Source organism: Pseudomonas sp. IT-P260, from assembly GCF_949768395.1.
Lineage (GTDB): Bacteria > Pseudomonadota > Gammaproteobacteria > Pseudomonadales > Pseudomonadaceae > Aquipseudomonas > Aquipseudomonas parakoreensis.
The window spans coordinates 238,205-259,512 of sequence record NZ_CATKPO010000001.1 but is presented as its reverse complement, the minus strand read 5'-3'; the positions used below and the strand labels follow the sequence as shown (position 1 = coordinate 259,512).

The 21,308-nt window shown below is 61.5% G+C and carries 16 protein-coding genes; 13 read left to right on the top strand and 3 right to left on the bottom strand.

Features of this window, described 5'->3' with window-relative positions; translation table 11 throughout:
- Nucleotides 1–1,038 precede the first annotated feature (1,038 nt).
- From ACM6HV_RS00895 to ACM6HV_RS00845, 11 genes are all read left to right on the top strand, one after another.
- On the top strand, nucleotides 1,039–1,863 hold the full coding sequence (locus ACM6HV_RS00895) for an energy transducer TonB (RefSeq protein WP_414902994.1): 825 nt from the start codon (nucleotides 1,039–1,041) through the stop codon (nucleotides 1,861–1,863).
- Nucleotides 1,864–1,910: 47 nt separating this feature from the next.
- Entirely contained in the window at nucleotides 1,911–2,618 is a 708-nt protein-coding gene (locus tag ACM6HV_RS00890) for a MotA/TolQ/ExbB proton channel family protein (protein WP_007966644.1), read from the top strand.
- Entirely contained in the window at nucleotides 2,618–3,019 is a 402-nt protein-coding gene (locus ACM6HV_RS00885) for an ExbD/TolR family protein (protein WP_003223575.1), read from the top strand. Before ACM6HV_RS00890 ends, ACM6HV_RS00885 begins: the two co-directional genes overlap by 1 nt.
- Nucleotides 3,020–3,226: 207 nt before the next feature.
- A complete protein-coding gene (locus ACM6HV_RS00880; protein ID WP_414902992.1) occupies nucleotides 3,227–5,938 on the top strand; it encodes a TonB-dependent receptor in 2,712 nt (903 codons plus the stop codon).
- Between the two features lie 153 nt (nucleotides 5,939–6,091).
- Nucleotides 6,092–7,957, top strand: a complete 1,866-nt coding sequence (locus ACM6HV_RS00875) for an extracellular solute-binding protein (RefSeq protein WP_414902990.1) — start codon at nucleotides 6,092–6,094, stop codon at nucleotides 7,955–7,957.
- A gap of 1 nt (nucleotide 7,958) precedes the next feature.
- Nucleotides 7,959–9,023, top strand: a complete 1,065-nt coding sequence (locus ACM6HV_RS00870) for a microcin C ABC transporter permease YejB (RefSeq protein WP_145596484.1) — start codon at nucleotides 7,959–7,961, stop codon at nucleotides 9,021–9,023.
- A complete protein-coding gene (locus ACM6HV_RS00865) occupies nucleotides 9,023–10,045 on the top strand; it encodes an ABC transporter permease (RefSeq protein ID WP_414902987.1) in 1,023 nt (340 codons plus the stop codon). The genes ACM6HV_RS00870 and ACM6HV_RS00865 overlap by 1 nt, the downstream gene beginning before the upstream one ends.
- Nucleotide 10,046: 1 nt before the next feature.
- The gene (locus tag ACM6HV_RS00860; RefSeq protein WP_414902985.1) at nucleotides 10,047–11,651 is read left to right on the top strand and encodes an ABC transporter ATP-binding protein; all 1,605 of its coding nucleotides are present in this window, start codon (nucleotides 10,047–10,049) and stop codon (nucleotides 11,649–11,651) included.
- Nucleotides 11,652–11,846: 195 nt separating this feature from the next.
- Complete coding sequence (locus ACM6HV_RS00855) at nucleotides 11,847–12,368, top strand: DUF3455 domain-containing protein (RefSeq protein WP_414902983.1); 522 nt, start codon at nucleotides 11,847–11,849, stop codon at nucleotides 12,366–12,368.
- A gap of 162 nt (nucleotides 12,369–12,530) precedes the next feature.
- On the top strand, nucleotides 12,531–13,064 hold the full coding sequence (locus ACM6HV_RS00850; RefSeq protein WP_145596476.1) for a sigma-70 family RNA polymerase sigma factor: 534 nt from the start codon (nucleotides 12,531–12,533) through the stop codon (nucleotides 13,062–13,064).
- Entirely contained in the window at nucleotides 13,061–13,762 is a 702-nt protein-coding gene (locus ACM6HV_RS00845; RefSeq protein WP_414902981.1) for an anti-sigma factor domain-containing protein, read from the top strand. The genes ACM6HV_RS00850 and ACM6HV_RS00845 overlap by 4 nt, the downstream gene beginning before the upstream one ends.
- Nucleotides 13,763–13,769: 7 nt before the next feature.
- On the opposite strand, the gene ACM6HV_RS00840 is transcribed toward ACM6HV_RS00845, so the two are convergent.
- On the bottom strand, nucleotides 13,770–14,852 hold the full coding sequence (locus ACM6HV_RS00840) for a DUF1615 domain-containing protein (RefSeq protein WP_145596473.1): 1,083 nt from the start codon (nucleotides 14,850–14,852) through the stop codon (nucleotides 13,770–13,772).
- 279 nt (nucleotides 14,853–15,131) lie between these two features.
- On the opposite strand from ACM6HV_RS00840, the gene ACM6HV_RS00835 reads away from it, so the two are divergent.
- Together ACM6HV_RS00835 and ACM6HV_RS00830 are read left to right on the top strand one after the other, a co-directional pair.
- Complete coding sequence (locus ACM6HV_RS00835) at nucleotides 15,132–17,336, top strand: TonB-dependent receptor (protein ID WP_414902979.1); 2,205 nt, start codon at nucleotides 15,132–15,134, stop codon at nucleotides 17,334–17,336.
- A gap of 209 nt (nucleotides 17,337–17,545) precedes the next feature.
- Nucleotides 17,546–19,081, top strand: a complete 1,536-nt coding sequence (locus ACM6HV_RS00830; protein WP_414902977.1) for an FAD-dependent oxidoreductase — start codon at nucleotides 17,546–17,548, stop codon at nucleotides 19,079–19,081.
- Nucleotides 19,082–19,205: 124 nt separating this feature from the next.
- Here ACM6HV_RS00830 and hemB read toward each other — a convergent pair whose 3' ends face one another.
- Nucleotides 19,206–20,180 carry a porphobilinogen synthase gene (gene hemB, locus ACM6HV_RS00825; protein WP_041074196.1) on the bottom strand — a complete coding sequence of 325 codons (975 nt, stop codon included), beginning with the start codon at nucleotides 20,178–20,180 and terminating at the stop codon, nucleotides 19,206–19,208.
- Nucleotides 20,181–20,420: 240 nt separating this feature from the next.
- Nucleotides 20,421–21,119 (bottom strand): glutathione S-transferase family protein, encoded by a 699-nt coding sequence (locus ACM6HV_RS00820; RefSeq protein WP_047291489.1) that lies wholly within the window; start codon nucleotides 21,117–21,119, stop codon nucleotides 20,421–20,423.
- Nucleotides 21,120–21,308: the final 189 nt, after the last annotated feature.

The following is a 21,308-nucleotide window of genomic DNA, read 5'->3' as shown; positions in this document are numbered from 1 at the left end:
CGGGTGTATCGGCTTTGGCACGTTTTTCCCATGCATTCGCGACTTGCGAATTCAAACCCCGCAAAACTGCGCTGGCGGTGCCCATCCCGCACCAAGAGCAATCATCGAACGCTATCCGCGTTCTTGTAAGGTGCGATACCGGACCAAAAGTTCGCGTATCCGAACTGGCAACAAGGAGGTCACTGCGTGAATCTTCAATCGTTCTGCCGCTTCACGGCCTGTTTATATCCATCCGCGCAATGTCGAGTTCACCTGAACAGCACCGGCCATCCGCGCATTTACGTCATTACCTGAACCTGACAACCGACCACTGTGTTGGCGCTGAGTAATGTGCCGACGGCAGCGTAGTATTTATTTTTTAAATAAGACCCATGAAGTTATTGCGCAAGCACTGCGTCAATCAACGATTGCCGAATTGTCGAACAATAATTTCAACTGATTTTTTAATTGCACCAAAAGCGTTCCTGCACACGCAACTAACGCAGATCCGAAATACTGATTTCATTTAAACAAAAACAAGGAACATGCGCCGTGACCCGCTAAAACATTGACCCGCACCAAATCAGTCCGTCGCGCACCATCAAGCGCCCTGGAGGACTCGAGCTCAGCGGCTCTATCTGGCTAATCCGGCCGATACAGCGCCCGGTCTGACTCGCCTGCAAAAAAGCCCCGGCGTTCGGGGCCGCGGACAGTCATGCACTAAAGAAAACCGGGACACTCTGTAAAACTTATATAAATGCGACATGGGTAACAGCCATGAAATAACCGCGCTACATTTCAGCAATATTTGGCACAGCGGTTGCAAAATGAATCACGACCATTGAAACAATCCGTACCGATACAGAACAACACCAGGGAATGGCGAATGAACAAACGAAGTCATTGGCGTTAAGCCAGTAAGCCTGCACAAGCCTATTCAATAGATAGTTCAACTATCAGCTTGCGTACACCCAAAAGAAAGTTACACCCACCCACTCGAACATCACCGAAATGTTCGGACGGCACCTTATTGCCCTTCATCAACCCGAGGGAGCTTTAATGAACGATGCGGTAAAGCACAGAACCCTGCCGGGGCCGTTACGGGACGCGCCAGTCCCGCCACCACCGGGCAGACCGGCCTTCACGGCCAACACTTCGCAGCCCGGCGGGTTGAACAAACAGCACATGCTGTTGCTGGTGGCGGTGTCGGCGCTGATACACGGCGGTGCCTGGTGGTTTTTCCAGCAGACCCGGCCCGAACCCCTGCCGACGCCGCCGCAGATTCCGGAAATGACCGTCGAGCTGACCAGCCCGACGCCACCGGCACCGCCCACACCGGAACCACCACCGCCACCGCCGCCCCCTCCACCTCCGGAGCCGGAACAACCGGTGGAGGACGAAGACGCGGTCAAGCCACCGCCCAAACCGGTGGAGAAACCCAAGCCGATCGAAAAACCGAAACCGCTCGAGAAGCCCAAACCGGTGAAGAAAGTCGAGCCGCCAAAAGCCCCGCCCGCCCCGGCACAACCCGCCGCCCCGGCAGCGCCAACCACGCCGAGTGCGCCACCGGCCCCAGCCGCCGCGCCGGGTCCGGTCAAGGAATCGGCCGCGATTTCCGGCCTTGCCAGCCTCGGCAACCCGCCGCCGGAATACCCGTCACTGGCGCTGCGGCGCAACTGGGAAGGCAGCGTGGTGCTGCGCATTCAGGTGTTGGCCAACGGACGTGCCGGTTCGGTAACGGTCACCAAGTCCAGCGGCAAGCCGCAACTGGATGACGCCGCCGTCGCGGCGGTAAAGAACTGGAAGTTCATTCCGGCCAAACGTGGTGACACGCCGATTGACGGCTTCGCCACCCAGACCATCGATTTCAAATTGCCGCAATAACGGCGCAACCCAACTCATAACCGACTTAATGCAAGCGAGGTGTAGCGATGAACAATTCACTGTCTTCGATGATTGTCCCCGGTGTGCTCTGGGGCCTGGTGCTGTTTTCCGTGGTCAGCTGGGCGATCCTGCTGGTCAAGTCGGCGCAATACCTGCGCCAGAAAGCCCAGAACAAACAATTCAGCAAAGCCTTCTGGGGCGCGCCGGATCTGCTGACTGCCGCCGAACATGCCAGCCAGTATCCGGGCTCGCTGGCGCGCATCGCCAGCAGCGGTTTCGAAGCCTTGCTGGTGGAAGAATCGCCGCGGACCACGCAACAACTGGCGCACACCATCAACCGTTCCGATCGCCTGGAACGCAACCTGCGCCAGCAGATCCAGAAAGAACGCCGCTCGCTGGAAAACGGCCAGGCGATCCTCGCCAGTATCGGCAGCACCGCGCCGTTCATTGGTCTGTTCGGCACCGTGTGGGGGATCATGGAAGCCCTGCAAAGCATTGGCGAAACCGGTTCGGCGAGCCTTGAAGCGGTCGCCGGGCCGATCGGTCACGCGCTGATCGCCACCGGCGTCGGGATCGCCGTCGCGGTCCCTGCGGTGCTGATTTACAACTTCTTTCTGCGCCGCCTGAAACTCGCCTCGGCAGACATGGACGACTTCGCCCACGACTTCGACGCCCTCGCCTCGCGCAGCGCGTTTTCCATCAGCCGCCAGGCCATCGCCAGCAAAACCACTGCGGCCGTGCGGGAGGCCAGCTGATGTCCTTTTCCACTCAAGACAGCGATGAAGTGCTCAGCGAAATGAACGTCACGCCGTTGGTGGACGTGATGCTCGTGCTGCTGGTGGTGTTCATCGTCACCGCGCCGCTGATGACCAACGCGATCAAGGTCAACCTGCCGAAAACCGACGCCGTCGCCCCCGCCGAAAAGAAAGACCCAGTGGTGGTCAGCGTCGATCAGGACGGCAAGTTCTACCTGGCGAAAACCGAACTGGCGCCGGAATCGCTGGAGGCCAGCCTCAAGGAGGTCAAGGCCAAGGATGCCGAGGTGCGCGTGCAGCTGCAGGCCGACGCCAACGTCAATTACGGCCAGGTGGCCAAGGCCATGGCGTCCATCGAACGCTCGGGCATCAGCAAGATTTCGGTGATGACCACCCACTGAGTGCGGTGTCGGGCGCGCGTTGAGAAACGCGCCCGACACCGCGAACCGCTTCCCGTCGCAATCAGCCGACCGAAAAACGCCAGACGTCTTCGGAGGGGATCGGCTTGCTTGAAGAAAGTGGCTTTCCGCATGCGGTATCACCGAAAGCGGAGCAATGAGGGGCTCACAAGGCCAATTCGATAACGTCTGATCAAGTCGGAAACAACCATGCTGATGAACACTCCACGCTTCACGCTCAAACCTTTGGTGGCAACGATTTCTCGTCACCGTTTTGTTCCGTTGTACCTGGTGGCCATGGGGATGGGCGCCGGGACCGTGCAAGCCGCCGAGGACGACAACGCCGCCGTCCCCGCTGCAGCCGCAGTGGTGGCACCGACCACACAACTGCAACGGGTGGAAGTGACCGGCTCGGCGATTCGCCGGGTCGATGCGGAAACGGCCGTGCCGATCACCATTCTGAAAGCCGATGAGCTGCGCAAACAGGGCGTGACCACCACCGCCGAACTGGTGCAGCGGATCACCGGCAGCCAGTCGATCAACAACAGCGCAGGCTCGGTCGGCGCCGCCACCGGTGGCGCTTCGTTTGCCGACATGCGCGGCATCGGCGCGAACAAAACGCTGGTGCTGCTCAACGGCCGACGCTTGGCCAACAACGCATTGTCGGGCACCAACTCGGCCGGTGGCGCGGTGGATCTGAACATGATCCCGTTTGCCGCCATCGAGCGCGTGGAGGTTCTGCGCGACGGCGCATCAGCCCTGTACGGCACCGACGCCATCGGCGGTGTGATCAACTTCATCACCAAAAAATCCCTGACCGACGGCCAGCTCACCCTCGGTGGCGAAACCCCGACCCACAGCGGCGGCGGTGCCACCAAAGACATGAGCGCCAGTTGGGGCTATGGCGATCTGGAAGAAGACCGCTTCAACGTGCTCGGCGTGTTCAACTACAACAAGCAGCAGAACCTCGACGCCAACGACCGCTCCTTCGCCCGCGACTACGATCCTGGTCGTGGCCTCGATCAGACCTCCGGCACCGCGTTCCCCGGCAACTACAGCCAGAACGGCAACGCCACCAACCCGTTGGCCAACAGCAATTGCAACGGGCCGAACCTGGTCGCGCGCGATGGCCTGTGCCGCTTCAGCACCCGCGAATACATCGACCTGATTCCGCAAACCGAAAAGACCTCGTTCTTCGGCAAGACCACCGGCAAACTGGGCGACGATCACAACGTCAACCTCGAATACTTCTGGTCACGCAACAACAACGCCACGGCGGTCGGCCCGGCCCCGCTCACCGGCCTGAGCCTGGATTCCTCGTCGCCGTACTACCCCGGCAACGGCATCACGCCTGGCCCGACGGGCTTCGCCCTCGACCCGACGCAACCGGTCGATGTGAACTGGCGCGAAACCGCCGCCGGCCCACGGGAATCGAAAGACCAGAACACCAGCCAGCGCTTTCTGCTGAGCTTCGACGGCTTGGTCGGCGGCTGGGATTACAACGTCGGCGCCTCGTACAACCAGAACAAAATCGTCTCCAGCGTCACCAGCGGCTATGTCAGCGATCAGGCGATGATCAACGGTCTGGCCAGTGGTCTGCTCAACCCGTTCGGCCCGCAATCCGCCGCCGGTCAGCAGTACATCGACGCCGCGATGTACCACGGCGCCTACTCCACCGCCGTTGGCCGCGTGGCCGGTTTTGACGGGCGGGTCAGCCGCGAAATCGGTGACTGGTTCGGTGCCGGGCCGGCCGGTCTGGCGCTGGGTGGCGAGTACCGCAAAGAGAAATTCCATCAGGATTTCGAGCCGTTTGCCGGCGACATCCAGAGCCTCGGTATCGACCCGGCCGGCAGCGTCGAGGGCGACCGCAGCGTGAAAGCCGCGTACGCCGAAATCAACGTGCCGGTGCTCGACAGCCTCGAACTGTCCGCCGCTGTGCGTCACGACAAATACAGCGACTTCGGCAGCACCACCAACCCGAAATACTCGTTCCGTTATCAGCCGCTCAAAGAGCTGGTGGTGCGTGGCGCGTACAGCGAAGGTTTCCGGGCGCCGTCGCTGTACGAGCTGTATTCGCCGCGCAGCATCACCTACACCCAGGGCTACTACAACGACCCGGTGCTGTGCACCAGCGGCGTCGTGCAACCGGGCGGCAACGGCGGGCGCGATTGCGGTCAGCAGTTCCTCAATCAGATCGGCGGCAATGAAGATCTGGCTCCGGAGAAAGCGCGCAACGTGACGCTGGGCTTCGTCTATCAACCGGTCAGCAACCTGTCGGTGGGTCTGGATTTCTGGTGGATTCACATCTCCAACCAGATCCAGCCGTTCCCCGAGTCCACCGTGTTCGATCAGGCCGGCAGCTACCCGGATCGCTTCGTGCGCAACGCCGACGGCACGCTCAACTACATCGTCACCGGCAACGCCAACCTCGGCATCGTCGAAACCAACGGTGTCGATGTATCGCTGGATTACCGCTTCCCGAACACCCCGTACGGTCAGTTCGGTCTAGGCCTGCAAGGCACCTACGTTGACGAGTACGACTTCCAGAGCACCATCAAAGGCCCGTTCACCGACAAGGTCGGCGACTTCGAAGGGGACGGCGTGATCGCGCGCTGGAAGCACAACCTCACCGGCAGCTGGACCTTCGGCGCCGCAAGGGCGTCGCTGACCAACCGTTTCACCACCGGTTACAACGACTACGACCGCGATACCCATGCGCGCGTCGCGTCGTATTCGGTGTGGGACCTGTCGGCCGGATACACCTTCAACAAGGTGCTGGATGTCGATGCCGGGATGAAGAACATGTTCGACCGCAACCCACCGTTCTCCAACCAGGCCTACAACTTCCAGAGCGGCTATGACCCGCGCTACACCGACCCGCTGGGCCGCACGCTGTTTGCGCGCATGACGTATCACTTCTAACCGGAAACAAAACACATCTCCCCCTGTGGGAGCGAGCCTGCTCGCGAAAGCGGTGGATCAGCAAGAGAGATGTCGGCTGACAAGACGCCTTCGCGAGCAGGCTCGCTCCCACATTGGGTCCGTGGACTTTCAGGGATTTTCAGGAGTGACCTCATGAGTTTTTTGCTCAACATGGCGGGCCTGCTTTTGGGCAGTGCGCTGCTATGCACCGGCACCTCAGCAATGGCCACCGGTAGCTACGCACTGACGGTGTACGGCGAGGCGCCGAAGTATCCGGCGGGTTTCCAGCATTTCGATTTCGTCGATCCCGACGCGCCCAAGGGCGGTTCGCTCAGTCGCGCGTCGATGGAAATCGGCCAGTACAACTACATCACCCCGTATGCCGATCAAGGCATTTCCGTGGTGCAGGTCAACGACTGGGTGTATGCGCCGCTGGCGTTCCGTTCGCTCGACGAGCCCTACACCGTTTACGCACTGGTCGCGCAACAAATGGAACGCGATCCCGAGGGGCTCTGGGTGCGCTTCACCCTCAACCCCAAGGCCCGCTTCGCCGACGGTACGCCGATCACCGCCGAAGACGTGCGCTACACCTTCAACCTGCTGATGACCAAGGGCAGCCTCAGTTATCGCCAGCAGTACGCCGACGTGCAGGACGTGCTGATCGAAGGTCCACGGCAGGTGCGTTTCACCTTCAAGAACAACCTCAACCGCACCCTGGCGCTGGACCTGGCGACGCTGCGCGTGGTGCCCGAACACTGGTGGAAGACGCGCGATTTCGCCAACGGCGGCGGCTTCGAACCGCCGCTGGGCAGCGGCCCGTATCGCGTGAGCAAGGTCGACGCCGGGCGCAGCATCAGTTTCCAGCGCGACCCGGACTGGTGGGGCAAGGACCTGCCGGTCAGTCGCGGGATGTACAACTTCGACACGCTCACGGTGAATTTCTACGGCGACACCGACGTCGCTCGCCAACTGCTGCAGGCCGGGGCGTTCGACTACAACCGCGAGTTTTCCTCGTCCGGTTATGTGGTGGGTTACGACAGTCCGGCACTGCGTGACGGTCGCTTGCAGCAGGCGATCCTCGCTCCGGAAAAACCCACCGCCGCCCAAGGCTTCGTGTTCAACCTGCAAAACCCGACCTTTCAGGATCGCCGCGTGCGTCAGGCGATCAGCCTGCTGTGGGATTTCGAATGGACCAACAAGCAGATGATGCGCGGCTTCTACGTGCGTCAGAACAGCTTCTGGCCCAAAAGTGAAATGGCCGCCACCGCCCTGCCCGACGCCGAGGAATTGAAGATCCTCGAACCGTTGCGCGGGCAGATCCCGGACGAGGTGTTCACCGAGGTCTATCAGGCGCCGAAAACCGACGGCAGCGGTTACATACGCGACAAGCAGGTGCAGGCGCTGAAGCTGCTCGCCGAGGCGGGCTGGACGCCGCAACACAGCCGACTGGTCAACGCCGCTGGCGAGCCGCTGGCGTTCACCTTCCTCGACGGTCAGGGCGGTTTTGATCGCATGCTGCTGCCGTTCAAACGCACCCTCGCGCAGATCGGCATCACCCTCAATCTGCGCCGGATTGATTCGGCGCAATACGTCAATCGGCTCAACGCCCGCGACTACGACATGATCGTCACCAGTTTCCCGCGCAGTGGCGATCCGATCGTCTCCCCCGGCCGCGAACTGTACAGCCTGTACGCCTCGCAAAGTGCCACGCAGGTCGGCAGTTCGAACTCAATGGTGCTGGCCAACCCGGCGGTCGATCAACTGATCGACGGGCTGGTCAAGGCCGACACCCGCGATGCCATGGTGCATTACGCCCGCGCCCTCGACCGGGTGCTGCAATGGGGTTACTACATGATTCCCAACTACTACTCCAAAGGCACGCCGACGGTGTATCAGAACCGCTTCGGCATGCCGTCGGTGCAACCGGCTTACGACGAAGGCCTCAACACCTGGTGGGAGGTCTCGGCCAAGCCGTTGACCACGCAACAGATGCACACCCAGCTCGCGGGGGGCCAGTGACATGCTGCGTTATCTGAGTCGACGTTTGCTGCTGATCATCCCCACGCTGCTGTGCATCCTGGTGGTCAATTTCCTTATCGTGCAGGCCGCGCCGGGCGGCCCGGTGGAACAAGCCATCGCGCGTCTGCAAGGTTTCGGCGGGCACAGCATAGGCGGTGGTGGCGAAGTCGCCGCGACGGGTGGTGCCGGGCGCAGCAGTCGCGGGCTGGACCCGGCGCTGATCGAGGAAATCAAACACCACTACGGCTTCGACAAACCGATGCACGAACGCCTGTGGCTGATGCTGAAAAACTACGCGCAGCTGGATCTGGGCAGCAGTTTCTTTCGCGGTGCCAAGGTCACCGATCTGATCCTGCAGAAACTGCCGGTGTCGTTGTCGCTCGGCTTGTGGGCGACGCTGATCACCTACCTGATTTCGATCCCGCTGGGCATTCGCAAAGCGATCAGCAACGGCAGCGCATTCGATGTCTGGAGCAGCACCGCGATCATCATCGGCTACGCGATGCCGGCGTTTCTGTTTGCGATTCTGCTGATCGTGGTGTTCGCCGGCGGCAGCTACGTCAACTGGTTCCCGGTGCAGGGGCTGGTGTCGGATAACTTCGACAGCCTCAGCACCTTGGGCAAGGTCGGCGACTACCTCTGGCACCTGGTGTTGCCGGTCACGGCGCTGGTCATCGGTGGCTTCGCCACCCTGACCATCCTCACCAAAAACAGCTTCCTCAACGAGATCAGCCGCCAGTACGTGATTACCGCACGGGCCAAGGGTTTGACCGAACGCCGCGTGCTTTACGGCCACGTGTTTCGCAACGCCATGCTGCTGGTGGTGGCCGGTGTGCCGTCGGCGCTGATCGAAGTGTTTTTCGCTGGCTCCTTGCTGATCGAAACCCTTTTCAACCTCGATGGCCTCGGGCGCATGAGTTACGAAGCGGCGGTGTCGCGGGACTATCCGGTGGTGTTCGGCGCGTTGTTCCTGTTCACCCTGTTCGGCCTGTTGATCAAGCTGATCGGCGACCTCAGCTACACCCTGCTCGACCCGCGCATCGACTTCTCGGCGAGGACTGCCTGATGTTCACACTCTCTCCTCTGGGTCAGCGCCGGGTCGCGCAGTTCAAGGCCAACCGCCGTGGGCGCTGGTCGCTGTGGCTGTTCATTGGCCTGTGCCTGATCTGCCTTGGCGGCGAACTGATTGCCAACGACAAACCCTTGGTGATCCGCTACCACGGCGCTTTGTACTTCCCGATCCTCAGCGATTACCTGGAAACCGATTTCGGCGGCGAGCTGCCGTTCCAGCCGGATTACGCCAGCGCTTACGTGCACGGGCTGATCGAGGATCAGGGCGGCTGGATGCTGTTTCCGCCGATTCCGTTCAGCTACGACACCGTCAATTACGACCTGACTGAACCGGCACCCAGCCCACCCTCTTCCAGCAACTGGCTGGGCACCGACGATCAGGCGCGGGACGTGTTGGCGCGGGTGATTTTCGGTACACGGATTTCGATCCTGTTTGCGCTGATCCTCACCGGCATCAGTGCGTTGGTCGGTATCGTTGCCGGCGCGTTGCAGGGTTATTACGGCGGTTGGGTGGATTTGCTCGGGCAACGGCTGCTGGAGATCTGGTCGGGACTGCCGGTGCTGTATCTGCTGATCATTTTGTCCGGGTTTGTCTCGCCGAGTTTCTGGTGGCTGCTGGGGATCATGGCGCTGTTCTCCTGGCTGGCGCTGGTGGACGTGGTGCGCGCCGAGTTCCTGCGTGGACGCAATCTGGAATACGTCAAAGCCGCGCGGGCGCTGGGGCTGACCGACAGTGAGCTGATGTGCCGGCACATCCTGCCCAACGCAATGACCTCCACCCTGACCTATTTGCCATTCATTCTGACCGGCGCCATCGCCACCCTCACCGCGCTGGATTTTCTTGGCTTCGGCATGCCGGCGGGCACCGCCTCACTGGGCGAACTGATTGGCCAGGCCAAGCGCAATCTGCAAGCGCCGTGGCTGGGCCTGACGGCGTTTTTTGCCTTGGCGCTGATTCTGTCGTTGTTGGTGTTCATCGGTGAGGCTTGCCGAGACGCGTTTGATCCGAGGAACTGACATGCAAAACCATTTGATCGAGATTCGCGACCTGCGCGTAGCCTTTGGCGAGCAGGCCGTGGTGCACGGTTTGAACCTCGACATTCGCCGGGGTGAATGTCTGGCGCTGGTCGGCGAGTCCGGCTCGGGCAAGTCGGTCACGGCGCATTCGATCCTGCGTTTGCTGCCGGGTAAAAGCGTCAGCAGCAGCGGTTCGATTACTTACAACGGGGTGAACTTGCTGCAGGCCAGCGAGCAACACCTGCGCGGTTTACGCGGCAACCGGATTGCGATGATTTTCCAGGAGCCGATGACCTCGCTGAACCCGTTGCACACGGTGGAAAAGCAAGTCAGTGAAGTGCTGGAGATTCATAAAGGCCTGAAGGGTCGCGCGGCACGTGAGCGGACGCTGGAACTGCTGGAACTGGTCGGTATTCGCCAGCCTTTGCAGCGTTTGAAAGCCTATCCGCATCAGCTGTCGGGCGGACAACGGCAACGGGTGATGATCGCCATGGCGCTGGCCAACGAGCCGGAACTGCTGATCGCCGATGAACCGACCACGGCGCTGGACGTGACCGTGCAGCAGAAAATTCTTGAGCTGTTGATCGAACTGCAACAACGCCTGGGCATGTCACTGTTGCTGATCAGTCACGATCTGAATCTGGTACGGCGCATCGCGCAACGGGTGTGCGTGATGCGCCACGGTGAAATCGTCGAACAGGCCGACTGCGAGACGCTGTTTCGCACCCCGCAACATCCTTACAGCCGCTTGTTGATCGAAGCGGAACCCAGCGGTGTACCGGTGCCGAGTGCGTATCAACACAATCTGCTGGAGGTCGATAATCTGAAGGTCTGGTTTCCACTGCCCAAGGCGCTGTTCAGTCGTTCGCAGGCGTACATCAAAGCGGTGGACGGCGTCAGCTTCCGCCTGCAACGCGGCAAAACGTTGGGGATTGTCGGCGAATCCGGTTCGGGCAAATCCACGCTGGGCCAGGCGATCCTGCGGCTGGTGGAATCCGAGGGCGAGATCCGCTTCGGCAACAAGCAACTGAGCCTGCTCAATCAGCGCTTGATGCGCCCGTTGCGGCGGCAGATTCAGGTGGTGTTCCAAGACCCGTTCGGCAGCCTGAGCCCGCGCATGTCGGTGCAGCAGATCATTGCCGAAGGCCTGCTGACTCACGGCATCGGCACCGAAGCCGAGCGCGAGGCGGCGGTGATTCGCGTACTCGAAGAAGTCGGCCTTGACCCCAAGAGCCGTCATCGCTACCCCCACGAGTTTTCCGGCGGCCAGCGTCAGCGCATCTCCATCGCCCGCGCGCTGGTGCTGGAGCCGGCGCTGATCCTGCTCGACGAACCGACCTCGGCGCTGGATCGCACGGTGCAGAAACAAGTGGTGGAGCTGTTGCGACAATTGCAGATCAAGCATGGGCTGACCTATCTGTTCATCAGCCATGACTTGGCGGTGGTGCAGGCGCTGGCTCATGACTTGCTGGTGATCAAGGATGGCCAGGTGGTCGAGCAAGGGGCGTCGCGGGAGATCTTTGCTGCGCCGCAGCATCCCTACACCCAGGAACTGCTGAAAGCCTCCGGCCTGAGCGTCCCGCGTAAAACTGCCGAGCTTGTGTAGGAGCTGCCGCAGGCTGCGATCTTTTGATGTTGTTTTTCAAGAGCAAAAGATCGCAGCCTGCGCAGCTCCTACAGGGGATTGGTGGGGGCTGGAGAATATTTTTCGGGCACTGCATCCAAACGCCTCCGTCACGGGTAGTTCCTGTAGCAGCCCTCTTCGGCTGTCAGCGGTTTACCCCTTTCGGAGATAACACAGATGAACATCACTCAACTGATTGGCCTCACCGGTTTGCTCGCCCTGTCCTCGGCAACCTTCGCCCAGAGCAGCTATCCCGACGCGATCAAAGTCCCGGAAGGCCACAAGATCGCCATGGAAACCACCGGCGTCGGCGAAATCACCTATGAATGCCGCGACAAGCCCAACGCGGCTGGGCAGACCGAATGGACCTTCGTCGGCCCGAAAGCGGTGCTCAACGATCGCAGCGGCCAGCAGGTCGGCACCTACTTCGGCCCGCCAGCCACCTGGCAGGCCAAGGACGGTTCGAAAGTCACCGGCACGCAATTGGCCGTCGCCCCGTCGAGCCCGGGTAACCTGCCCTATCAACTGGTCAAGGCCAACCCCGCCGAAGGCAAAGGCGCGATGAGTGGCGTGAGTTACATCCAGCGTGTCGCGCTCAAGGGCGGCGTGGCACCGGGCAGTGAATGCACAGCAGCGAACAAGGGCAAGCAGGAAGTGGTGAAGTATCAGGCCGACTACATTTTCTGGGCGGCGAACTGATCTTTGGATCACTGAAATCAAAGGTGGGAGCGAGCCTGCTCGCGAAGGCGGTATATCAATGAAGGTTAAGTTGACTGATACGACGCCTTCGCGAGCAGGCTCGCTCCCACACAGCTAATGCACTCTCTGGATGTTTGCGGAATGTGAACTAGATTGCACCAGATGTCCTTACCCGAATCTGAATTCGATTACGACGCCCGTCTCGCTGCCTGTGCCCGCGGCGAGCAGTCGGCCCTGCGCGATTTGTACGTGCAGGAAGGCCCGCGCCTGCTCGGCGTGGCCAAGCGACTGGTACGTGACACGGCGCTGGCCGAAGACATCGTGCATGAGGCGTTCATCAAGATCTGGAACGGTGCGGCACAATTTGATCCGGCGCGCGGTTCAGCGCGCGGCTGGATGTTCAGCGTGACCCGACATCTGGCGTTGAACCAGCTGCGTGATCAAAGCCGGGAGACGCCGTTCAACGAAGAACACGATGCCGAGCCTGACGAGGACGCCTTCGATGTGCAGGGCCATTCGGCGCGGATCCATCGTTGTCTGGAACAACTCGACCCGCAGCGGCGAAGCTGCATTCTCCACGCCTATGTCGACGGCTACAGTCATGCACAGATTTCCGCGCGCCTGGACACGCCGCTGGGCACGGTCAAAGCCTGGATCAAACGCAGCCTCAACGCTTTGCGGGAGTGCATGGGATGACCACTGAATCGGCGCAGGAACGCGATGAACTGGCCAGTGAATACGTGCTCGGCACCCTGTCGGCGCCGGAGCGTGAAGCGGTGCAACGGCGCTTGCCCCACGAGCCCGAACTGCAAGCGGCGGTGGACGCCTGGGAGCGGCGTTTGCTCGACCTGACCGATCTCGCCGGGACGCAGCAGCCATCGTCGCACTTGTGGCCGCGTATCGAGCGCAGTGTCGAGCAACTCTCACGAAAAACACCGGCTCCGGCGCCCACCTCATGGTGGAATCTGCTGCCGCTGTGGCGCGGGCTGAGTGCGGTCGGACTGGCCGCGACGCTGATCCTGGGCTCGATTCTGCTGACCCAGACCACACCGAAACCCAATTATCTGGTGGTGCTGGTCGCGCCGCAGGACAAGGCACCGGGCTGGGTGATCCAGGCCAGCAATCCGCGGGAAATTCAGCTGATCCCGCTGGGCGTGGTCGAAGTGCCGGCGGACAAGGCGCTGGAGTTCTGGACCAAGGCTGACGGCTGGCAAGGGCCGGTGTCGCTGGGGCTGGTCAAGCCGGGCCAGGCGCTGTCGGTGCCGCTGGACAAGCTGCCGCCGCTGCAACCGAATCAGCTGTTCGAGCTGACGCTGGAAGGCGCCAATGGCTCGCCGATCGGTAAACCGACCGGGCCGATTCAAGCCATTGGCCGAGCCGTCAAAGTGCTTTGAACCGGCGTCAACCGGCCTTGGCCATGCAGCGCTTGTAGCGCTCATCCACGCGTTTGGCGAACCACGCTGTGGTCAGTTTGCGGGTGATTTTCGGGCTCTGCAGGACGATCCCCGGCAACACGGCACGTGGCAAGGTCTTGCCTTCAGCCTTCTCGGCCAGTTCGAACACGCGCTGGTAGAGTTTGGTTTCTTCGAATTCCAGGGTCTTGCCCTTCTCCAGTTGATCGCGAATCGTCGGGTTGCGCAGGCCCAGCGACTTGCCGAGGGTGCGCACCGCCAGTTCGGTGCTGCCGGGCATGATCGAGTCGTAGCGAATCAAGTCGCCATCCAGCGCCAGCGGGATGCCCGAGGCTCGGCTGACGGCGTTCTGGAACGCGGCATTGCGGCTGGCGTACCAACCGGCGTTGAAGTCGGCGAAGCGATACAGCGGCTCGCGGTAACTCACCGGGTAGCCAAGCAAATGCGCGATGCCGAAGTACATGCCGCCTCGGCGGGTGAACACTTCGTGGCGGATTGTGCCGTCTACCGGGTATGGATAGTCCTTGGCGTGCTGCTCGGCGAATTCGATGCTGACCTGCATCGGTCCGGCGGTGTGTACCGGGTTGAAGCCGCCGAACAAGGTGCGGCCCATCGGCACCCTGCCGATGAAGTCGTCAAAAATGGCGCTGAGTTCTTTTTCACTGCGCGCCGCGTTCAAGCGTTCGCTGTAGGTCTTGCCGTTGGTGGAGCGCACTTGCAGTGCGCCGCTGACCAACAGGCCGGGGATATGCACTTTGGCGGCACGACGGTCGATTTCGTCGCGGGCAATCTTGCCCAGCCCCGGCACCGTCGGGTCGACCTGATAGGTCGATTCCTGCTCGGCCACGGCCAGCACTGAACAGAGATTCTGTGTGGTCGGGCTGATGTGCTGAGCGGCGAACGCGGCGTAGATGTCGGTGGCCCAGCCCTCGCGGTCGGGCACTTTGGCCGGCATCAGCCGCACGATTTCGGCCTTCACTTCAGCCGGCGCACGCGGCGCCGGCTCCTGACTGCGCTGGCCGGCGCAACCGGCGAGCGCCAGCAGCGCAGCGAGGGTAATGAGTAATCGCATGTTGCTCCATCCAGTCCATTAAGCCCGGACACCATACACAATCCGTGTAGGCGCTGCCGCAGGCTGCGATCTTTTGATCTTGTCTTTTAAAAACCAAGTCAAAAGATCGCAGCCTGCGGCAGCTCCTACAGGGGAATGTGTTTTCCGGATTGATGACAAACTGATTGCAAAACGTTACTGCGAACTCCTATCATTTGCACCTGGAGTCGTATTTGCGCAAGGAGTTCCCCGCGCCGCCCTGTTTTTTCTTACTGGCCCTGCGCCTCCAGGTACGAACACATGCCCGCTTCAGTTCGCCTCGCTGTCCCGTTCCGCCCGACGCTTCTCGCCCTGCTGTGCTCCCTGACGGTCACCGCCCACGCTGCCGATGAAAACGGCAAGGCGCTGGTGCTCGACAATGTCAACGTCAACGCCCAGGCACCGACGCCGAACGCCCTGCCCTCGGTCTACACCGGTGGTCAGGTCGCCCGTGGTGGTCAACTCGGCGTGCTCGGCAATCAGGACATGATGGACGTGCCGTTCAGCGCCGCGTCGTACACCGAACAGCTGATTCAAGACCAGCAAGCGGAAAACGTCGCCGACGTCCTGCTTAACGATGCCTCCGTGCGTCAGGCTTCGGGCTACTCCAACCAGGCGCAGGTGTTCATGATCCGCGGCCTGCCGCTGAACGGTGACGACATTTCCTATAACGGCCTGTACGGCGTGCTGCCCCGGCAGATCATTTCCAGCGACGCCCTGGAGCGCGTGGAAGTGTTCAAAGGCCCGAACGCCTTCATCAACGGCGTGACGCCGACCGGCTCCGGCATCGGCGGTGGCGTCAACCTGCAGCCCAAGCGTGCCGGCGACGAGCCGCTGCGCCGCTACACCACCGACATCAACAGTGAAGGCCGGATCGGTCAGCACCTCGATATCGGCCAGCGTTTCGGCGAAGACAACCGCTTTGGCGCGCGGGTCAACCTGTCCCAGCGCGAAGGCGACACCGGCATCGACCACGAAAACCAGCGTTCGAAACTGTTCGCCATCGGCCTCGATTATCGCGGTGACGCGCTGCGCCTTTCCGGTGACTTCGCCTACCAGAAAGAACGCGTCAACGGTGGCCGCAACTCAGTCAACCTCGGCACCGCCACGCACATTCCGGACGCGCCGTCGGCCGACACCAACTACGCGCCAAAGTGGGGCTACACCGACATCGAAGACACCTTCGGCATGCTCCGAGCTGAATACGACCTGAACGACAACTGGACCGCTTTTGTTGCTGGCGGCGCCAAGCACACCCGCGAAGTCGGACGCTACAACTCGACCACGCTGGTGGGCAACAACGGCGCCTCGTACACCACCGGCTCGTTCATCCCCCACGACGAGGACAACACCAGCCTGATGGCCGGCCTGAACGGCAAATTCAACACCGGCGCGGTCAGCCACAAGCTCAATTTCGGTTTGAGCGGCCTGTGGGCCGAACAGCGCAGCGCCTACGATTTCGACCTGACCCAGTACGCCAACAATATCTACCACCCGGTGGAAACGCCGTCGCCGGTCGGCAACTTTTCCGGTGGCGACCTCAGCGATCCGGGCATCGTCGGCAAGACCTTCAACCGCAGCCTCGCGCTCTCCGACACCCTCGGTTTCTTCGATGATCGCCTGCTGATCACCGCTGGCCTGCGTCGTCAGCAACTGGTGGTGCAAGGCTACAACTACGCCAGTTACGGCAGCGGCAGCCGCAAGTCGAGCTACGACGAATCGATCACCACACCGGTCTACGGCATTGTCTTCAAACCGTGGGAGCACGTGTCGTTCTACGCCAACCACATCGAAGGTCTGGCGCAAGGCCCGACTTCGCCGACCAGCACCGGCGGTTTGCGCGTGACCAACGGCAACGAAGTCTACGCACCGGCACGCTCCAAGCAGACCGAGGCCGGGGTCAAGGTCGACATGGGCACTTACGGCGCGAGCCTGGGCGTGTACCGCATCGAGCAGCCGAGCGACGGTTACTGCGAAATCAACAGCGCCACCACCTGCACTTATGTGCGAGAAGGTGAGCAGATCAACAAAGGCGTAGAAATGAACGTGTTCGGCGAGCCGATCAACGGCCTGCGCCTGATCAGCGGCCTGACCCTGATGGACACCGAACTGCGCAACACCCAGAACGGCGCCAACGACGGCAACCGTGCCATTGGCGTGCCGAGCTTCCAGTTCAACGCTGGCGCCGACTGGGATGTACCGGGCCTGCAAGGCGTGGCGCTGAATGCGCGGATGCTGCGCACCGGCGGCCAGTACGCCGACGCGGCCAACAACCTTAGCCTGCCAACCTGGAACCGCTTCGATGCCGGTGCGCGTTACGCGTTCAAGGTCTCGCAGAAAGACGTGACGTTGCGCCTGGGCGTCGAGAACCTGGCCAACAAGAAGTATTGGGAATCGGCGCAGGGTGGTTATCTGACTCAAGGAGAGCCGCGGGTGGCGAAGTTGTCGGGGACAATCGATTTCTAAAACGCTGCCAAATTGAAAAGGCCCCGCAGCTTCAGCGCTGTGGGGCCTTTTTGGTTTTTGGGTGCCTGAAAAGGCCTTTTCGCGAGCAGGCTCGCTCCCACATCGGAATGCGTTCTACTGTGGGAGCGAGCCTGCTCGCGAAGAGGCCGGCACTGGCTAGCCTTTCCATCTGATCCATACTTGCTCCACAGCCAACGGAGGACAGGCTCATGCACCGCAGCGACGTACTGATCATCGGCGCCGGCCCGACCGGTCTGGTGCTGGCCCTGTGGCTGAGCAAACTGGGCGTGCGCGTGCGCATCATCGACAAGACCACCGCGCCCGGCACCACCTCGCGGGCGCTGGCGGTGCAGGCGCGCACGCTGGAGTTGTATCGCCAGCTGGATCTGGCCGACACCGTGGTGCGCAACGGGCACAAGGTCGCGGCGGCGCATTTCTGGGTCAAGGGCAAACCGGTTGCGCAGTTGCCGCTGCAGCGCATCGGCGAAGGCCTGACGCCCTACTCGTTCATCGAAATCTTCCCCCAGGACCAGCACGAACGGCTGCTGCTCGAACGCCTCGAAGACTATGACGTGGTGGTTGAGCGCAACACCGAACTCGAAAGTTTTGAAGAACTCGGCGACGGCCTCACCGCGCATCTGCGCTTGCCCGACGGGCAGCAGGAAATCTGTCAGGCATGCTTTCTCGCGGGCTGCGATGGCGCGCGTTCGGTGGTGCGCAAAACCCTCGACAGCGGTTTCCCGGGCGGCACCTATCAGCAGATTTTTTACGTCGCGGATGTGCAGGCCAGCGGCCCGGCGCTTAACGGCGATTTGCACCTGGATCTGGACGAAGCGGATTTTCTCGCCGTCTTCCCGTTGGCCGGCGAAGGCCGTGCGCGATTGATCGGCACGGTGCGCGATGAACGTGCCGATCGCGCCGAAACCCTGCAATTCGCCGACGTCAGCCGCCGCGCCATCGAACACCTGAACGTACACATCGACGAGGTCAACTGGTTCTCCACCTACCGTGTGCATCACCGCGTGGCCGAGCACTTTCGCAGCGGTCGGGCGTTTCTGCTCGGTGACGCGGCGCACGTGCACAGCCCCGCCGGCGGCCAGGGCATGAACACCGGGATTGGCGATGCAATCAACCTGGCGTGGAAACTCGCCGCCGTGCTCAACGGCAGCGCCACGGCGCAACTGCTCGACACTTACGAAACCGAGCGCATCGCCTTCGCCCGCCGATTGGTGTCGACCACCGACAAAGTGTTCACTTTCGTCACCGCCGAGGGGCGTATCGCCGATCTGCTGCGCACGCGCCTCGCACCGTTTCTGATCCCGAAAATAGCCACGTTCGAGGCCAGCCGCGAGTTCCTCTTTCGCACCGTCTCGCAAGTCACCCTCAACTACCGCGGCATGCCGCTGAGCCAGGGCAGCGCCGGCCACGTGCACGGCGGCGACCGCTTGCCGTGGGCGCATGATGGTGAGGGCGATAATTACGAGCCGCTACGCCAGCCCTGCTGGCAGGTGCATGTGTACGGCGACACCAGCGACGAGATGATCGCCTGGTGCAATGAACACCATCTGCCACTGCACGTGTTCGACTGGCGGCCGGCGTTTGACACGGCGGGGTTGGGGCGTAACGGGTTTTATCTGCTGCGCCCGGATACCTATGTGGCGATTGCCGACAACAGCGCGGATCCGAAGGTGATCGAGCGGTATTTCCGGGATCACGGGATCCGCCCCTACTTTAACTGCCCCTGACTCAGTACAAATCAAATGTGGGAGCGAGCCTGCTCGCGAATGCGTCGTGTCAGTCAACATGGATGTCTGCTGAAAGACCGCTTTCGCGAGCAGGCTCGCTCCCACAGGGGCTAAATGTTGGGCGTCAGATCCCGGCCAGCGCCAGATCCATCGCAAAGTAGGTGAAGATCAGGTCCGCCCCCGCGCGCTTGATCGCGCCCAGGCTCTCGCGCACCACGCGGTCCTCATCAATTGCACCGGCCTGTGCGCCGAACTTGATCATCGCGTACTCACCGCTGACCTGATAAGCCGACAGTGGCAGGTTCGAGGCTTCACGGATGTCGCGGATGATGTCGAGGTACGCACCGGCCGGTTTGACCATCAGCGCATCGGCGCCTTCCTGCTCGTCGAGCAGCGATTCGCGCAGGGCTTCGCGGCGGTTCATCGGGTTCATCTGATAGCTTTTGCGATCCCCCTTCAGCGCGCTGCCGCCGGCCTCGCGGAACGGGCCATACAGCGCCGAGGCGAATTTGGTCGAGTAGGCCATGATCGGAATCTGGGTGAAACCGGCGGCGTCCAGCGCCTGGCGGATCGCCCGCACCTGACCGTCCATCGCTGCCGACGGCGCGATCACGTCAGCACCGGCACGCGCCGCCGCCACGGCTTGCTTGCCGAGGTTGATCAGGGTCTGGTCGTTGTCGACTTCGTGGTTGTGCATCACACCGCAATGGCCGTGATCGGTGTATTCACAGAAGCAGGTGTCGGACATCACGATCATTTCCGGCACTGCGTCCTTGGCAATTCGCGACATGCGCGAGACCAGGCCGTCTTCACGCCAGGTGTCGCTGCCATTGGCGTCCAGGTGATGGGACACACCAAAGGTCATCACCGACTTGATCCCGGCACGGGCATAACGCTCGATTTCGCTGGCCAGCTTGCGTTCGGGAATGCGCATCACCCCCGGCATGCTCTTGATCGGCACGAAGTCGTCGATCTCTTCTTCGACGAAAATCGGCAGCACCAGATCATTCAGGCTGAACTCGGTTTCCTGGAACAGGCTGCGCAGGCTCGCATTGCGGCGCAGACGGCGGGGACGTGCTTCGGGGAACTGGCTGGACATGAGGCTTTCCTGAAATCGGAAGATGAGACGAAAGTCGTAGGGGGCGAAGCTTATGCCTTCGCTGGGCGCAGGTACAAACCTGGATCAATCAAGACAGCATTACCGGCGGTGCAATAATCCGTCAGACAACCCACATTCCCCTGTAGGAGCTGCCGCAGGCTGCGATCTTTTGACTTTGTTTTTAGAAAACCAGATCAACAGATCGCAGCCTGCGGCAGCTCCTACAGGGATTGGTGTTGATTACGAGGGAATGGTCAGGCCTCGAACGACCGCCGGGCGAGCCAGAAAGCGCTCCAGCACCCGGGTCACATTCGGGAAATTGCTGATCCCCACCAGATCCCCGGCCTCATAGAAGCCGATCAGGTTACGCACCCACGGGAACGTGGCGATGTCGGCGATGGTGTAGCGCTCGCCCATGATCCAGTCGCGACCTTGCAGACGTTTGTCGAGCACGTTGAGCAGGCGTCTGCTCTCCTCAACATAACGGTCACGCGGACGCTTGTCCTCGTAGTCCTTGCCGGCGAATTTGTTGAAGAAACCGAGCTGGCCGAACATCGGGCCGATACCGCCCATCTGGAACATCAGCCACTGAATCGTCTCGTAACGCAGCGCGCCCTCCTGCGCCAGCAACTGGCCGCTCTTGTCGGCGAGGTAGATCAGGATCGCGCCGGACTCGAACAGCGCCAGCGGTTGGTCCTCGGGGCCGTGCGGATCGAGGATCGCCGGGATCTTGTTGTTGGGGTTCAGCGAGAGGAATTCCGGTGACATCTGATCCTGCGTGTCGAAGCCCACACGGTGCGGCTCGTACGGCAGGCCGATCTCTTCGAGCATGATCGAGACCTTGACGCCGTTGGGGGTCGGCAGGGAATAGAGCTGAATCCAGTCGGGGTACTGCGCCGGCCATTTCTGGGTGATCGGGAACGCGGACAGATCGGTCATGGGAAACATCCAGTCACATGGAAAGCACTGATCATAATGTAGGAGCTACACGAACCGTAACATCCTGCGGGTAATGTGCATGAACCAAACCGGTCTCAGAGGACTCTGAGCTATGCCCTTCGTAACGGAAGCGCGACACACGACATGGACAACACCCGGTGCAGGGAGCCCGTGGTGCAAGGGTTGGTC

Coding starts and splice junctions, on each gene's coding strand:
- ACM6HV_RS00820 (WP_047291489.1), bottom strand. CDS start 21,119: ATGACCGATCTGTCCGCGTTCCCGATCACCCAGAAATGGCCGGCGCAG.
- ACM6HV_RS00870 (WP_145596484.1), top strand. CDS start 7,959: ATGCTGCGTTATCTGAGTCGACGTTTGCTGCTGATCATCCCCACGCTG.
- ACM6HV_RS00880 (WP_414902992.1), top strand. CDS start 3,227: ATGCTGATGAACACTCCACGCTTCACGCTCAAACCTTTGGTGGCAACG.
- ACM6HV_RS00845 (WP_414902981.1), top strand. CDS start 13,061: ATGACCACTGAATCGGCGCAGGAACGCGATGAACTGGCCAGTGAATAC.
- ACM6HV_RS00835 (WP_414902979.1), top strand. CDS start 15,132: ATGCCCGCTTCAGTTCGCCTCGCTGTCCCGTTCCGCCCGACGCTTCTC.
- ACM6HV_RS00855 (WP_414902983.1), top strand. CDS start 11,847: ATGAACATCACTCAACTGATTGGCCTCACCGGTTTGCTCGCCCTGTCC.
- ACM6HV_RS00875 (WP_414902990.1), top strand. CDS start 6,092: ATGAGTTTTTTGCTCAACATGGCGGGCCTGCTTTTGGGCAGTGCGCTG.
- ACM6HV_RS00895 (WP_414902994.1), top strand. CDS start 1,039: ATGAACGATGCGGTAAAGCACAGAACCCTGCCGGGGCCGTTACGGGAC.
- ACM6HV_RS00860 (WP_414902985.1), top strand. CDS start 10,047: ATGCAAAACCATTTGATCGAGATTCGCGACCTGCGCGTAGCCTTTGGC.
- ACM6HV_RS00865 (WP_414902987.1), top strand. CDS start 9,023: ATGTTCACACTCTCTCCTCTGGGTCAGCGCCGGGTCGCGCAGTTCAAG.
- ACM6HV_RS00830 (WP_414902977.1), top strand. CDS start 17,546: ATGCACCGCAGCGACGTACTGATCATCGGCGCCGGCCCGACCGGTCTG.
- ACM6HV_RS00840 (WP_145596473.1), bottom strand. CDS start 14,852: ATGCGATTACTCATTACCCTCGCTGCGCTGCTGGCGCTCGCCGGTTGC.
- ACM6HV_RS00890 (WP_007966644.1), top strand. CDS start 1,911: ATGAACAATTCACTGTCTTCGATGATTGTCCCCGGTGTGCTCTGGGGC.
- hemB (WP_041074196.1), bottom strand. CDS start 20,180: ATGTCCAGCCAGTTCCCCGAAGCACGTCCCCGCCGTCTGCGCCGCAAT.
- ACM6HV_RS00850 (WP_145596476.1), top strand. CDS start 12,531: ATGTCCTTACCCGAATCTGAATTCGATTACGACGCCCGTCTCGCTGCC.
- ACM6HV_RS00885 (WP_003223575.1), top strand. CDS start 2,618: ATGTCCTTTTCCACTCAAGACAGCGATGAAGTGCTCAGCGAAATGAAC.